General features: G+C 48.2%; 10 protein-coding genes. 1 reads left to right on the top strand and 9 read right to left on the bottom strand.

Annotated elements, in window-relative coordinates; all coding sequences use genetic code 11:
* Positions 1-4: 4 nt before the first annotated feature.
* From MJB10_RS08300 to MJB10_RS08280, 5 genes are all read right to left on the bottom strand, one after another.
* Positions 5-934, bottom strand: a complete 930-nt coding sequence (locus MJB10_RS08300) for a carbohydrate ABC transporter permease (protein ID WP_314803384.1) — start codon at positions 932-934, stop codon at positions 5-7.
* Between the two features lie 195 nt (positions 935-1,129).
* Positions 1,130-2,170, bottom strand: a complete 1,041-nt coding sequence (locus MJB10_RS08295) for a peptidylprolyl isomerase (protein ID WP_314803381.1) — start codon at positions 2,168-2,170, stop codon at positions 1,130-1,132.
* Positions 2,171-2,183: 13 nt separating this feature from the next.
* Complete coding sequence (locus MJB10_RS08290) at positions 2,184-4,247, bottom strand: right-handed parallel beta-helix repeat-containing protein (protein ID WP_314803378.1); 2,064 nt, start codon at positions 4,245-4,247, stop codon at positions 2,184-2,186.
* Positions 4,248-4,831: 584 nt separating this feature from the next.
* Positions 4,832-5,803, bottom strand: a complete 972-nt coding sequence (locus MJB10_RS08285) for an aldo/keto reductase (RefSeq protein ID WP_314803375.1) — start codon at positions 5,801-5,803, stop codon at positions 4,832-4,834.
* Positions 5,804-5,808: 5 nt separating this feature from the next.
* Entirely contained in the window at positions 5,809-8,928 is a 3,120-nt protein-coding gene (locus tag MJB10_RS08280; RefSeq protein ID WP_314803372.1) for an alpha-mannosidase, read from the bottom strand.
* 130 nt (positions 8,929-9,058) lie between these two features.
* Here MJB10_RS08280 and MJB10_RS08275 point away from each other — a divergent pair, with 130 nt between their 5' ends.
* Complete coding sequence (locus MJB10_RS08275) at positions 9,059-9,934, top strand: AraC family transcriptional regulator (RefSeq protein ID WP_314803370.1); 876 nt, start codon at positions 9,059-9,061, stop codon at positions 9,932-9,934.
* 416 nt (positions 9,935-10,350) lie between these two features.
* On the opposite strand, the gene MJB10_RS08270 is transcribed toward MJB10_RS08275, so the two are convergent.
* The 4 genes from MJB10_RS08270 to MJB10_RS08255 all read right to left on the bottom strand — a co-directional run bounded on the left by MJB10_RS08270 (position 10,351) and on the right by MJB10_RS08255 (position 15,996).
* Complete coding sequence (locus tag MJB10_RS08270) at positions 10,351-12,312, bottom strand: GH39 family glycosyl hydrolase (protein ID WP_314803366.1); 1,962 nt, start codon at positions 12,310-12,312, stop codon at positions 10,351-10,353.
* Between the two features lie 125 nt (positions 12,313-12,437).
* Complete coding sequence (locus MJB10_RS08265) at positions 12,438-13,313, bottom strand: carbohydrate ABC transporter permease (protein ID WP_314803365.1); 876 nt, start codon at positions 13,311-13,313, stop codon at positions 12,438-12,440.
* Between the two features lie 13 nt (positions 13,314-13,326).
* Entirely contained in the window at positions 13,327-14,235 is a 909-nt protein-coding gene (locus MJB10_RS08260) for an ABC transporter permease (protein WP_314803361.1), read from the bottom strand.
* A 195-nt stretch (positions 14,236-14,430) separates the two neighbouring features.
* Positions 14,431-15,996, bottom strand: a complete 1,566-nt coding sequence (locus MJB10_RS08255; RefSeq protein ID WP_314803358.1) for an extracellular solute-binding protein — start codon at positions 15,994-15,996, stop codon at positions 14,431-14,433.
* Positions 15,997-16,025: the final 29 nt, after the last annotated feature.

The raw sequence follows: 16,025 nt of genomic DNA, 5'->3' as shown, positions 1-16,025 counted from the left end.
CTTGTTAGTTTTTCTTATTCTGCAGCTTCCAGCTGATCATGGTGATCACGCCGACAATAAGGAACAGCAGCCAGGATATCGCCGAGGCATACCCCATCCGAAAATTGCGGAAGCCTTCTTCGTAAATCCGATAGACGAGCACGGTAGAGGAATCATTCGGTCCCCCTCCTGTCAGGAACGAGATCAAGTCGAACACCTTGAAGGAGCCCATCAGCGTTGTGATAAAGAGAAAGGAAAGTGTCGGGCCCAGCAGTGGCAGCGTAATATTGAAAAATTGCTGTGTCTGTGACGCACCGTCGATGTTCGCAGCTTCGTACAGCTCATCGGGAATGTTGCTGAGTCCGGCAATGAAGATGATCATCTTGTAGCCAATGGCTGCCCATATCGCGATAATGATAATAGCCACTAACGAATAGTGCGAGTCGGCCAGCCACTTCGGAGGATTCTCTACACCTACTCTAAGCAAAAACTGATTAATCGGCCCTTGGGACGGATGAAACAGTGCACTCCATACCGCACCCAGAGCGATGATGGAAGAGATATACGGGATGAAGAAGGCTACCTTGAAGTACTCCTTGCCGTACACCTTCGAATGAACGAACACAGCTAAGATCAGTGCAAGAAAAATCCCAATCGGCACAGTGAATAAGGTGAAGATTAAGTTGTTCTTCAGCGCCATATGGATCTTCTCGTCCTCCAGCATGGCTACAAAGTTATCAATGCCGATAAAGTGGATCGAGCTCAGTCCACCTACCAAATTCCATTCACAAAAGCTTAGGTAGAGGGAAAATACAATGGGAAATACACTTAAAATCATCAATCCTACAAATTCAGGCGCTAAGAACAGCCAGCCCACGACGAACTCCTTGCGCTTATGGTTCCAGTACGCCTTCTTCACTGGAGCCGCCAAGGGCTGTATTTGTGATTGTACCATATTGCTCACCCCATATTCTTAATAGTTCGTTTGTATTTCTACTATAGAATGGATCGGGGTTTGCTATAATAGCTTGATTTTGACCCATTTGTGCCAAATCTTTACCTTTGGCGGGATTCCCTGCTTTACTAGAACAGAACGTAAAGAGGCACTCCCACTGGAATGGGAGTACCTCTTAAGATTGCATGATTTGATCTACTTGCTGCCAACCGATCGGAACACCGCTTCATCTCGCTTGATTCGAGCTTCTTGCGCTAAGGCTGAAATATAATTTTTATACTTCTCTCTTGTCCAGGCCCGCTTTACCTGATCCTTATGTTCCTCATAAGCAGGCTGCGGCGTGTTAGCGACAGACTCGACGCGAATGACATGCAAGGCTGCGTGCTCCTCAAATACCGCGCTCACTTGCCCCTCCTCCAGTCTCAGTGCTTGACCAGTCAGCAGAGGGTCCTCCTCTGAATAAGAGCGAAGCATATCGCCTTTCAATTGAAGCAGCTCCGAAGTTTCATCTAAAGAAGTATCCCCGTTCTCCCATGCCTGCTTAAGCTTGGTTGCTCGCTCCATCGCCGCCGCCCGAGAATTCTTACCTTCTGCATCATCCACGTCAAAGGTAAACGCAGCATGCTTCACTTGCCTATCAGGCGGACTTTGATATAGCGGCAGCGTCTGCTGGAAATAAGCTCGAAGCTCCTCATCGGTGGCACTCCATTCTACCGATAGTCTTTCTTGAAGCCTAAGTGCAAGCTGGTCCATCACATAGCCATAATATTCATGGAAGCTGAGCTCCTCAGGACCATAAACTGGCTTGCCTAGAGAGAGTGCTTCCTTCCGCCGCTCATTCTCTTGTGACCATGCCTTAACGAAGGAGGAATAATTCGTATTCCCGATCAGTCCGTTCTTCTTGGATAATTCCAGAAGGATCCGATTTATAAAGAATCCTTTCCATGCGTTGTCCTGCGCCACATGAAGCGGTATCTCCCCATTGTAGTCATGCAGCCAAAATTCTGCGCTGCCCGGGTCTGCTTGATAGCTGCGCACAAAATAATCCGCTGTCAAGCTTCGCTGCTGAGTGACCCAAGGTTCGAACTCCTCCACAGAAACGGCATACCCATTCACCCATGCGACCGTCTCGTCCTTCACTTCAGCAGATGTTCGTGTATGCAGAACCCCAACATAGCTTACCAGCAATATGACGAATAGGATTCCTCTTACCTTAGGCCAACGAAGCCTCAGCATAATGACCACATCCTTAGTTAATTACGAATACGTTGTTTAAATAAGCTGTTCCTGTCTTCGCCGCACCGGTTGCGAAGGAAATTCCGTTGGCTTTGGTTAATGCCGTTCCAAAGCCGACATTCGTTGCAACTGCCGTACCATTGACATAGATCGTACACAAATCGGTTGCCACATCGGCTTCAACCTTGACGGTATACCATTCATTGGCAGCGTAGGTACCCACAGTCGGATAAGCTCCCGAGCTATTCTTGTAGCTAAACAAACCATCTTTGGCAAAGAACGAAATGCCATTCGTTGTACCATCCTTCAAATACAGCTTGAATTCCCCGGTTGTTGTCGTTTGCAGGAACTGATACTGGATGACCAGCTTACCGGTCTGGTCCGCGAACGACTTGTTCAAGTCCAGTGCATCCGTTGTGCTCGCATCCTGGAATCGAACGGATTTATCCGCTGTGCTTGGGTAGCTCTCGACCGTTGCACCGGCAATGGTCGACGTCCAGCCAGTCGGAGCTGTCCCAACGGTTCCTCCATTGAATGAATCAGCGGACAGCGCATTCACAGCAGGACCACCATAAGCGCCGCGGTTAATGCTCGATCCTAATGTATTGCCCCAGTAGTCGCGGCCACCATTATTGGTGATCGTGACCCCCGAGCCCAATGCAGTTGAACCAGTCTTCAGCTTGTAGCCATCCACAGAATTCATTCCCAAACCTCCACAGCCGCCGCATACAAGGCCCACTGTACCGCTCAGCTTGTTCAGGTCCTGCGTACTGGTAGGCTCATTCACCCCTGCTGTGCCGCCATAGAAATTCGCATCGAAGGTCGCATTTCCACCTTGATAGCTGAGAGTCCCTGCATTGGCAATCACATTGTTACGGAAGGAAAGGTAATTACTGCTTGCATTGATCGCTTGACCGAAGAAGAGTACCGAATCTCCGGGGTTAATGAAGATCGTATTATTATAAATTTGCGTATTTAAAGGCGCCGTTCCGCCATTCAGCTGGAAAGTCCTTGTTTTATCGCCTTGACTGATATTGTAGCGGACTACAATATTGTCGTTGAACGTGTTGCCCATCATGAGCAAGAAGCCGCCATCATTGTCATGGCTGTAGTTGTATTGGACTGTACATCCCCGGTTGCTATAATCACAATCGAAGGATTCTCCGTCAATCGTACCAATTGTATTATACACTTCATTAAACTGCATGATCGTATTATTGCTGTTGATCGGCCAAACAGCGACATTCGCTTCTGTGGAGCGGGAGCGCGACTCGCTTACTGTATTGTACTCAATAAGCGCATCGTTCGTAGAACGAATGAGTATGCCGTCCCCGCCAATGTCACGAAGTACGTTATTCCGGACTACCACATTCAGCAAGGGTGTAAAGTTGGGGTCTGCATTATTACCATAGGTAGCTGATGTAAAAATCCCTGTACGATCAATTGTATACAAATTATTGTCTTGGATGAGAATATCGTCGAACCAGGCCTTGGTTGGGCCCTTAGCCTCGAAGAAGATACCGCCTGTGTTTTTATAGGGGGCCGTATTGGTCGATCCACCCTTAACGTTATGAATGGTCAGATTCTTCAACTGAAAATGCTTGCGGGCGCCACTATTTTCTGCCACAACATGAACACCCATCCGCACATCATTAGTCGAACTGTCGTTCGTAATTTCAAGGTTGTTGATTTCCCAGTATTGCTGGTTGTACAAATACACGGTTCCACCTATCAAACCACCACCATTGATAATTGGCTTCGCTGTACCGCCATATTTATCAATGATGATGGAAGCTGTGGAGTTCCCAGAACCCAGGGGATGCAATTGCCCCGTCCATACCCCTCCGGATTTGAAGAAGATGCGGTCTCCAGCCGAGAAAGTGGTCGCATTCACTTGAGTTAACGTTTTCCAAGGGTCCGATAGTGTAGCTTGCCCGCTATCGCCAGAAGCAGCCGAATCAATATAATAGTCTCGGGCTTCCGCCTTATCCATACCAATCATAATCAGCACGAAGAACAATAGCGTTGCAAAGAGAAGCTTTCCATCCACTTTCATAGTAAAGCTTGGGTAGTTCATATCATGTCACACTCCTTGGTTATTGTTTGAAGCAATGCTTATGAGTTTCTTCTCATATCATGATCTGTAAAGCTAACACCTCATCTCCATTGAAATCGCTTACAGTTTGATTGTACAATGATTCAGTCAGTTATAGATGTGCCATTTGATGACTTGAATGTGCCAATCTTTTACCTGAAAATGAGGTTACTAAATAGAGGGGCAACATGTCGTACATGATAACTAGGATTCAGGGGTGTTTGAATACACGTGGATAATTTGTTACTCCACTTTCGACCAATTGCCTCCTACGTCGCATAATGGGCTTACGTCGAGTGTTCTCGGAGATCATGAACAAAAGGCCCTTGCGTTCGGCTTCCCCAACTACTTACATGGACTCCCCCCGCAGAAGTGCAATGGGCTTCTCATAAAGTACAGGAATGCCGGCGTCAAAGGCCGCTAGATCCACCTTCGTATGCACAGAAGGTGGTGTAACATGAATAAGAAAATGCGAATACAACTTGGGTAAATATTCTTATGCTCCTTCAGGCGTCGGTATCAGCCTGACCGAAATTTCCGAGTCCAAGATGATCGCCTTCATGAGGCTACCCCGTAATGTCATCGATGAGCTGCAGCTCTTCCTCGCTAAACGCCATCCGATTCAGCATACCCAATGTTTGCTGGAGCTGTTCCACACTGGACACTGCAGTAAGCACCGAAGTGAGCTCTGGCAAGCGAAGGACCCAGGCAAGCGCCATCTGAGCCAGTGTTTGCCCGCGCTGCGCAGCCAACTCGTTCAAGGCGCGAATGCGACTCAGCTGCGCTTCGTCCGGCAGCTTGAGACTCCCTAAAGCAGCCCTTGAGCCGGTTGGAATATCCTGCTTAAGGTATTTATCCGACAACAATCCTTGGGCTAATGGACTGTAGGCGATCAAACCAAAGCCATTGTGGCGTGCCGTATCCACAAGCTGCTGTTCCATTTGCCTGTTTAGTAACGAGTAATTATTCATCTGTACTGTGAGCGGGAACCAATTCTTCCGTTCCTTGAGGTTGATGGTCTCCTGGCTCTGTTCCGCCGAGTAGAAGCCTGATACTCCCCCATAGAGAACCTTCCCTTGCTGGATCAGCGTTTCTATGGCCCCATGTGATTCCTCCAGCGGCGTATTCGGATCAGGACGATGATGATAGAATAAATCGAAATACTCCAGTCCCATGCGTTTCAGACTCTGATCACAGGAAGAGATAATGTACTTGCGGCTCCCCCAGTCGCCATAAGGTCCTTCCCACATCTTATGTCCGGCCTTGCTGGCAATGATGATTTCATCCCTGGGAAGATCCTTCAGGATCTTCCCTCCGAGAATTTCCGCACTACCCACGGGTGTTCCGTAATTATTAGCAAAATCAAAATAAGTGATGCCGTGATCGAACGCCCTGTAGAACACCTCACGAGCTGTGTTCTCTTCCTCATAACCGCCAACAGTTCGCCATGCCCCCAGGGAAATGACAGGAAGCTTCAGCCCCCATTTACCACAGGAACGGTAGATCATTTGCTCATATCTCGAAGGATTCCAACTCATGGATATTATTCTCCGTTTCGTACGGCATGTTGAATGCGAATTGTCTTGATCTCGAAGGGGTTCAGCTCAAGTGGAATCGTAGAGCCTACATAGCTGAGCGAATGCAGCTCGTTCTCCAGCATATCGCATTCCGCTGCAGAATGAATGGACGTCATCGGAAGCTGAATCGCCACTTTCGTTCGCGCCCCATGATTCTCATAGACTCGCACAATCCAATCGCCCGATCCATCCTCCGCCGGCTTCAGCGCAGATAGGAACACACCGCCGCTTGAATCTAATCTCAGCCAGGACTTTTCGGAAGGCATCACTGCGCCTTGTCCGACCGGATGCGCAAGCAGAGGTGCATTGAACTTCCAACCCTCTTGATCCACTCGCCCTGCTCTCCAATCTCCATCATGCAAGTAGAGCGAGTAGGTGAAGTTGTGCTGTCCGATATCGCAGGTGGTGTCCGGATATTTCGGTGCCTTCAGCAGCGTGATGCGCATGAGTCCGTTCTTGATATCATGGCCGAATTTCCCGTCATTTAGAAGGGCAACACCGTAGCCGCGCTCGGACAGATCCGCCCAATGGTGCGCGCAGACCTCCCACTGTGCCCGATCCCAGCTTGTATTGTTATGTGTGGACCGCTCGATATGGCCGAAGCTCATATCATACGTAGCTCGGTCAGCACGGATATCGAGGTCGAAGCCCGCCTTCAGCAGACGACCTGTTTCCTTCCAATCCACCTGGGTCTGGAAGTCCACCTTGCGTTCGTACTTCTTAAGCACGATATCCTGAACCACAACCGAACGATATACCTGCTTCTTGACCCGGATGACCGCGATTGAAGCGTTCGCTGTAACCAGCTCCACAGATTGTGCTTCATCGAATAACTTCCCTCCGGCCGCAAGCGTCTCCTCGTTGATGTTCCATGCATCATAGAAATCGTACAGCTCCTCGAATACTTCCAGCACGTTGCCAGGCTTCCCGGATTGACTCAGCACTTCTCGGCGATGGCGCTTATCCCACACACTATCCAGGAAGCCCGTTTGACGGTTAACGACCAGCAGCAGCTCCCCATTCTCCAAAACGAAGAGGTCGCCCACTTCAGTGACCTTAACATCATCTGGTGAGGCTGGAGTAGCTGAGGCAACAGCCACGACATCATATCGTCGATAGCCTACGGATGGGACATTCACTGCATAGATCATCGTACGGCCATTCGGGAGTATCCTATGTTCTACCGGCTCTCCACTGACCGCATCCATCACCGATTGTCCCTCAGCGATCTGGAGGTCACACTCTACCCATCCCGTTCGTGCAAATGCGAGCGAATTGAATAGCACGATCGATGCTGCTTCTTGCACAGCTGCTGCAGGAAGACCTGTCAGCGCCATCAGCGCTTCCGCAGCCGTCTTTTCCCCGATGCGGAAGATTTCCTGATACTCCTGCGCTCCGGTCACGAAGGTCTCCGCTTGTGAAGTACCAGGGAGAATGTCATGGAACTGCTGGAACAACAGTCGCTCCCAGCCGTCGCGAAGTTTCGCACTGTCAGCACCTTGAAGCGCCAGCAGCAGCTCGGCGTTCCGGTAGAGCAGCTCCGCTCGGCGATTATTTTTCTTCGCTGCCGCTTGGGATGTATAGGTGCCTTGATGCCACTCGAAATACAGCTCACCTCTCCAGGTCGGCAGCTCCTCGCGAATCGCCTCTAGCTTGGAAAAATAAGATGCTGCGGTGCCTCCCTTGATCTTCGGCATCCCCGGCAGCTTGGAGTAGCGATCAGAACGCTCGATCATCTCGGAGGTAACACCTCCGCCTCCATCTCCGAAGCCATATACGATCATCATATCTTTGATGTTCTTCTTGTTCCGGAAATTTTTGATGCCATTTTGTATCTCAGGTATTTTCATCTGAGCAGAGTAGCTGTTGAACATATCGAGAGCCGCAACCAGCTTACTGCCATCCGGGGACTCCCACTGGAACGTGTTATGCGGGAAGATGTTGACGATATTTCGATTGATTTTGCCAGTGTAAAAATAGCGGAATCCGCTCTTGCTCAGCACCTGAGGCAGGTACGCCGGATAACCGAACGTATCTGGTAGCCAGCAGATGTCGGGAGTGATACCGAACTCATCTTGGTAAAATTTCTGTCCGAAGATGGTTTGGCGAATAAGCGATTCTCCCGAAATCAGGTTGCAGTCCGGCTCGACCAACATCCCGCCCATGAGCTCCCAGCGGCCCTCTCCTACATAACGTTTAATTCTCTCATACAGGGAAGGATAGTGCTCCTTTGCCCATTGGTATTGCATGGTCTGACTCTGTGTAAAATGAAACTCCGGGTACCGATCCAACAATTGCAGCATATTGGAGAACGTTCTACCGCATTTGCGAACGCTTTCCTTCGCAGGCCAAAGGTAGGCTAAGTCGAGATGTGAATGGCCAACAGCAGTAATCTCCCGTCCTGGAGCTGAATTCGTTGCCTCTGTCCATCGTTCAGACAGCCATGCGAGGTAGTGAACGACTCCTTCTTGGAAATAATGCTCCTCATCATCCGGCTTCACCACGCGTCTTGCCTCATTCAGCAACGCTTGCGCCCAGTCCGATTCCGTCTGGAGATAGTACTCATACAGCACTTCGAGGTCAAGCATAAGATTATACACATTTTGGTTTATTGTTACGATGGAGGCGTACTTAAACACATGGGTACCGTAATCGACACCACCTTGCACCATGTGGGCCAGATTTTGCCAGCGAAGCGAGGCTTCTACTGACAGGTTGTATTCCGTGCCCGCTATACCAGACTCCGATAGGAGACACAGTGAACGGTTCGGGTCAAAGCCCTGCTGCGGTTCTCCATTTAAGGTAAACAGACATTCCCCCTGATTGTCGAAACGCAAATACACCGGTTGGCCTGCATGCTTTGAATCAAGTGTGATTTGTGTTTGAAAAAAAGCAGTGTTTGCATACCAAGTCTGGTTGACATCAATGGTCGTCCATTCCGTAGTATAGCGTATATTTCCCGGACCTTCGTAGAAGGCCTCCCGATAATTCCAGGTAGGAAGAGGGGTTACCTCTCGGAATAAGTGTTGCTTGATTTTGCCTAGAAAAGATTCCATAGATCTGCGAAAATGATCTGTAACTGCCATTGGGCTCAGCCTTCTTTCTCTTGTTCGTCATCTTCTATCACTTTATAATAGGTATAAACCAAGTGAAATACGTTTTTCGGACGTTTTTGTAAGATATTTGGACATAGTTAGAAAGGATGTGAATGTGAACTTGAAAAAGCATATCTACATTGATGAAAACGAGAACTACGAATTCCGCTTTGGTGATCTCATGGTTCGCATCTTAAACGTAACGAGAGTGTTTCCTAGTCGTGATTGGAGGGTGGGCGAGCATTCTCATACTTGCTATGAGTTACACGTGATTCCAGCCGGTGAAGGGATTGTTACCATTGAAGGCCGAGAACTCCATGTGCGCGGGGGGCAATTCTACATTACTGGTCCCTATATTGAACATGCTCAGCAGGTGGTTGAAGCTAATCCAATGAGTGAATATTGTCTTCGTTGGGAGCTTATTCCTCTGTCCGATCATACGGCGGAAAGTGATGAATATCGAACGTTAAAGAAGTACCTTTCTCATTGTTACCCTTACGCTTTCGAAGATACAAATCGGATTGATCACAAATTCGAGCGTATCTTCACTGAACTTCAGGTACCTCGTGTGGGCTCGCAGCTTCGAATTCAAGCTATTCTTGTAGATATCATGGTCGATGTCGTACAATCCGTTGATATTTTCGGAAATGCGAGAAAACTCATGGAGGCTGAGGAAGTACTGCGACTCAATCGTATATTGGAATTTATACAGAAGGAATATCATCGCCCCATCACTGCAGAGGAGGTGTCCTGCCTTCTCTTCCTCTCCCCAAGACAGATCAATCGGCTTCTGCAGAAACGAACAGGCTGCTCGCTTGGAGAGTTAATTATTAGACGTCGGTTAGAAATGGCGATTACGGCATTGCGACAAACGAAACTAACCATCGAGGAAATTGCTATTCGTTGTGGCTTCACAAGTCGTTACTATATGTACGAAGTCTTTCGTAAGCACGGGTATCCTTCCCCTGGAGAGGTACGAAAAGTAAATCACGCATGATTTCATTTAAAAAAACTGGCTTTTGATGCAAACTTCGATCACGTACACCTTTCCGTCAAGCGGCTTGCTGCGCGGATTTTCGTAATGCAGCTCCCCCTTTTCACAATATTTGCTTAGATACCGTATGCAGACAGCAGCCATTTTGCTGGAGCAGCCCCCTCGATGCTCATCCAGGAGGTGGCTGCCCTGGTGTGTATGGAGCCTGTTTATTTCAGCCGCCTTTTCAGAGAAATCAATGGGACTAGTCTCACAGGCTATAGACCTACGCAGGCATAATTTCTTGCGAGCAATTCTCAACTTGAACAGTATGACAGATCAACCGGCTGCTCTGAGAGATAACGGTAAGCATACCAATCAGCCGGGGCGCACCTTGTCCCCGACTGATTGACTTAATCGCTATAATTCATTTTTAAAAACTAATAAACGACCACATCGTCTACATACATGTCCCCAGTACCTGCTATTACGGTGTTGATCCACACATTGCTAACGGAAGTAACCGCATTGCGAAGCGGCTTTCCTGCCACATACTTGGTATTATGAATGTACAGATCGTAGGTCCCTGCCGTTGGCCGGACGACGATTCGGAATGGATACGTTGTGCCCGTGTTATAAGCCATGAGATAGATCTTGGTGGCGCCGTCATAGGCATAGATTTGTCCTGCTGCCGGATCGAATCCAACCGTAGCAGCAAGGATACTAGAGCTGTTGCTCAAACTAAAGCCGCCTCCGCTGCTAGGGGCTTGGGCACTGAATTTCAGGTTAACGGTACCCGCTTGAGCTGTAAAGGAAGTGGTAGCTTCCACTCTCGATGCTGTGCTGGTATCCGACAGTTTCAGACCCTTGTTGCTGGTGTTAGGAAGGTTCGCAATAGTTACAGTTCCACCCGACGTCAAAGTGGTCCAGTTGCTTCCAGGCGCTGCTCCTAAGGTACCAGTTCCAAAATCATCCCCCTGCAGCTGCACCTTAAAGCCTACTACAGAATTAGCAGGAACGCTGATGTCGGTTGTGATGGTTCCATTGGTAACGGTTACAGGTTTGCGTTCTCGATAAACGGTTGCGTCATTGGCAGTTGAAGCCTCATAGATTTCTAGTATAGCGCTTCCATTTTCGAGACCAGTATTGTTCATTGTAACTGTTGCCGTGTTCACAAGGGCATCACTATTAACCAGCACTCCGAGCTTCTCTCCATAGGTATTGATATACCCTTGAGCACTTGTGATATTGGAGGAGGATGTGAATTTGACATTGCTGTCCCCTTTGCCTAGTCCCATCTTGTCGGACATCAGGCGATAAGTTTTTGCTTTGGGCGAAAACACACCGTCTTTATAAAAATACCAGAATGGATAATTCGCAATGTATTTACTAGATTTGAACAACTGTGCACCTTCAGTTCCTACAGAGAACATGTCATTTAATTTTAACCCAATATAGGAAATCGTTTCTTCTCCCATGGTGTTGATTGGTGTCCCACCACCAGTAGCACCAGCTTGATCAGCATCATAGTTCCATTCAGTAACATGGACGGGGAAGTTGGACTTGCCGTACTGAGAAGCCCAGTACCTCCAGCTCGTAACTGCTGTGGAGATTTTACCAGTCCCATTGTAAACATGCATGCTTGCAAAATCGATGTTATCCTTGTTTCGGGTGTCCTGTAAGATATAGCTGATAAAATCTGGCCATGTAGTTCCACTCGCCAGTGCTGGACCACCAATTTTAATGGTCTTCAATGGGTCTGCCGCACGAACCGCATTGGTCACATGGTAGAAAATTTCATTGTAGGCGTCTTTCAAATGAGCAAAATCATAGGGACTGCCCGTAAGGCTAAGAGCAGACGAATTATCCGGCTCATTCCATACTTCGACCCAGGTAATCTTATCCTTGTACCGCTGAATCACCTTTTTAACGATATCTTCATACACAGCCCAGTCCTTAGGGACACCTACCTCTGTACCGCTCCAGGTTAACCAGGTGGGCGCTTTGGTTACCAAGAGTAATATCTTTTGCCCATGATCCGCCCAGGCAAACCTGCTATCCATAAGAGTCCAATCCCAGGTGGAGGGATCCTGGATATTGCCCACATTATTCTTGTAATCCTGCAAGTTAGTACCAGCGAGCATCACATGCACATACGTTTCGAATCGGATGTTGGTAAACCCGATATCCTTGATCTGATCCATATAGCCCGCATCTTCTTTACTTGAATTGCCGCCAAATACCTCAGGATGTCCGGTAGCCACCGTATTCGCGTAATCGATAGTCACCGTGCCAGCTGCAGCGCTTGCGCCTCCAGGAGCAACTCCAATACCCAACACAGCTGCTACGAGTACGATACTAACCATTCTCACAAGTGAAGCTTTCATTGTAACAAGGTTCATCAACAACTCATCTCCTTCATCATTTCTTTTTTCCTTCAATCTCACTTACTGATGATCCAGGTCAACAAGATTAAATCGATATGCGGACTTCCACATCACCCCCTTTCATAGGTACGTCAGGTCTGCTACTCCTTAACAGAACCGACAAGCGCACCCTTGGCAAAGTATTTTTGCAGGAACGGATAAACGGCAACAATCGGAGCCATGGCAATCAGGATCGCCGCCATCTTCACATTCGCACCCAAAGTAGCTGCCAGTTGCTCGTCGATTGCAGCCTCCGCGCTAATATTGGAGGAGCCGACAAGAACCATCTGCCGCAGCAAAGGCTGAATAGGCCACTTGGACGTATCGTTGAGATAAATAATCGCTCCAAAAAATTCATTCCAATGACTGACCATGAAGAACAACGAAAAGGTGGCTATAATCGGCATGGACAAGGGAATAACCACATGCAGCAGGATTTTCAGCTCCCCTGCACCGTCGATTCTCGCTGCCTCATCCAGACTTTCCGGTAATCCCTGGAAAAAGGTCTTCATAACCATCACCGTAAAAGCATTGGTCGCTCCAGGTAAGATCAACGCCCATAAACTGTTTACAAGTCCTAGCCATTTAACCAGCAGGTACGTCGGAATTAATCCACCGCCGAACAGCATCGTGAAGAAGATCAACATCATCATCCCCCTGCGGCCTGGAAGGAATTTCTTCGACAAAGCATAGGACAAGGTAACGGAGAGAATTAGGTTTATGACGGTTCCCATGGCCGTCAGTTTAACGGTATTCCAGATGGCAAGAACGAAACGTGTAGACGAGAACAAGTAACGGTACGCATCATCGTTCCACACCTGGGGCCACACATAAAAATTACCCGCCATAGATTCGGATGGAGAACTGAAAGATACGGCGAACATATAGAGAAAAGGAAGGACAACCAAACTGGTGAGTGCAAGCAAAAAGGCTATGATAAGGATTTCACTTAAAGACAAGTATCGTTTTAACTGCATGATTTCACCTCCATTAGAATATACCGTCTTCACCAAACCACTTTGCCAAGCGGTTAGCGCCAAGCACCAGCACAAGACTGACGATCGACTTGAACAATCCGACTGCAACCCCGAAGCTGAAGCTCCCCTGCTGCAAGCCCACCCGGTAAACATAGAGATCGAATACATCCGATACCCCGATATTCAAGTTATTGGACATCAAAAACACCTGCTGAAAATTGGAATCAAGGGCGTGTCCAAGTCGAATAAGAAGGAGTATGATGATGGTGCTCTTGATGCCCGGCAAGGTGATATGCCACATACTGCGAAGCCTCCCGGCTCCATCCATCTTCCCAGCTTCATATATCTCAGGGTTAATACCGGCCAGTGCAGCCAGGAAAATGATGGTGCCCCAGCCTGCATCCCGCCAAATGGATTGAAATATGATAAGCGGCCGGAACCATGCTTCGCTCATCATAAACGGAACCGTACGGCCTATCATTTCCTCAAGAGAATGGGTAATCACTCCGCTGGGACCAAAGAAGATTAAGGTAATCCCCGCAATAATAACCCACGATACGAAGTGGGGGAGGTAAAACACGGATTGGACGATTCGCTTGAACAGAACGGAACGAAGCTCATTTAAGAGTAGAGACAACAGAACCGTGAAGGGAAAATACAGAGCAATACTGCATAAACTTAGGATTAGTGTGTTATTCAAGAGTACCTTGAAGTCGGGTAGATTGAAGAAGTGAATAAAGTTCTCAAACCCAATCCACTCACTTTTGAACACCCCAAGATAAGGACTGTAGTCCTGAAAAGCAAGAATAATTCCCCAGATCGGTACATAATGAAATAGGATAAAATAGATCATACCTGGTGCGGCAAGCAGATAAAACGGCAGGTATTTCGAGAATTTTGTCCTCCTGACCGCAGTGTTCATAGTTGTTTGCTCCTTTCGATAGGTCGAAGAATGGTTTCTTATACTTCTATTCTATCGCGTCTGTAATTGTTTCCCCATGTCCGCAGAGGATCTATCTGTATCCTTTCTTGTCCTTATGTTCAGATCAGCGGACATAGGTACACAGCAAACCCGCTTCCTCAGAGGAAGCGGGTTTGCTGATGCCCTGCCCTGTGATTACTTCTTATGATCTTCCTGGTATTGGTCCATGAGCTCCTTCTTAACCTGTTCGGTCAGAGGGTTCTTGGAAACAGCGTCCACTTCCTTCTGGACTTCATCCCAATTCCCCTCACCAACTACATATTTAACGAGCGCGGACTCCAGCTTTTTGCCGATATCCGGATTTTTGGATCCAGTCTGAGAGTTATATCCCTGCAATGGATTCTCAACACCAACCTTGGTGATTGCATCTAAAGCTTCCATCTGCTTCTTCCGGAGGTCCGGATTGGTAGATCCGGCGTAGATATAGGGATCATAACGGTTAACCAGAACAAACTGATCCGGTCTTTCGCTAGCCCATAGTTTCTTCTGGTCCTCATTGCGTACAGCAACGCCATTTTTGAATTCTGAGGAATGATAGCCTATGATCCCGGCTTTATAAAAGGCAAAATTCTCCTCGGATGCCGAATAATCCATGAATTGAACGAGCTTCTCCACCTTATCTTTCGGAACGGAGGAAGGAATCGCCCAGAGCCCATAGTAGCCCGTTGTAACCGCTACGCCCTTCTTGCCATCGGGGCCCTCCAGGTAAGGGATTACGACTAATTCGGCCTTCGGATCCGACTTCCTCAGCTTATCGTAATTCGCATCATCCATTGCTTGTGTATTGGCATTCCATGCTCCAGCAACACCTGCAAGGAATTTATCCTTGGCCTGTCCGGACTTTAGTACAGGAGCATCCTTGTCAATCAGCTTCTCCCCATAAGCCATTCTCAGCCAGTCAACATATTTCCGAAATTCCGGAGATTCTGATTGAGATACTGGCTTCCCTTTGTCCAGACGATAGATATTCGGCACGCCAAACGCATAAAATACGGACGAAGTGTTCCCAAAGATAGCGTTCGATACGCCTGCCCATGTTGAAGGCGCTCCCGAGTAAGCAACCATAGGAATCGTTTTACCGCCGCCTGCCGGATCCTTCTCTTTGAAAGCTCTAAGGGCCTTAGTAAACTCATCCAGCGTCTTCGGAACTGGCAAACCTAGCGCATCCAGCCAGTCCTTCCGCATCACGACGCTAGCCTCTCCTCCACCGTACAGTCCGCGGGGACGCGGAACACCATAGTTCTTCCCCTGAATGCTGGTCCCTGCCCAAACCTCCTTAGGGGTAAATTCCAGATTCTTCTTCCCCTTAAGATATGGAGTTAAGTCGTAGAAGGCGCCCTGCTTGACCAGATTCGCAAAGCGGTCATTTTTCCCATCTGGGAATAAGATCAAGTCGTAGCTCGCATTGGAAGCGATTGCAACATTGAGTTTATCCGGGTAAGCATCAGAGGGAACAAACTCGATATCCAGCTTTACATTGCCGCGCTTCTCGAAATCTTCTTTACCCTTGTTATTCTGGGTAGCCGGCGGATCACCAAAAAGAATGGCCATGGCTTTAATGGAAGTTGGCGTCTCAGGAGCTTTAGATGCACTGGTTCCAGGTGAGCTGACCGCTGATTTCCCTACATCACTGCCACAACCGCTAATTAAAGCTGTCGTCATTAAAGTCGCAACTAGAATCGTTCCCCAACTTTTCTTCATGTACACAATCCCCTCTCCAATATGTTCAT

The sequence above is a fragment of the Paenibacillus sp. MBLB1832 genome (assembly GCF_032271945.1).
In the GTDB taxonomy this organism is placed as follows: Bacteria; Bacillota; Bacilli; order Paenibacillales; family NBRC-103111; genus Paenibacillus_E; species Paenibacillus_E roseopurpureus.
Note: the sequence above shows the minus strand (reverse complement) of the source record. Positions and strands in the feature narration are given on the sequence as shown.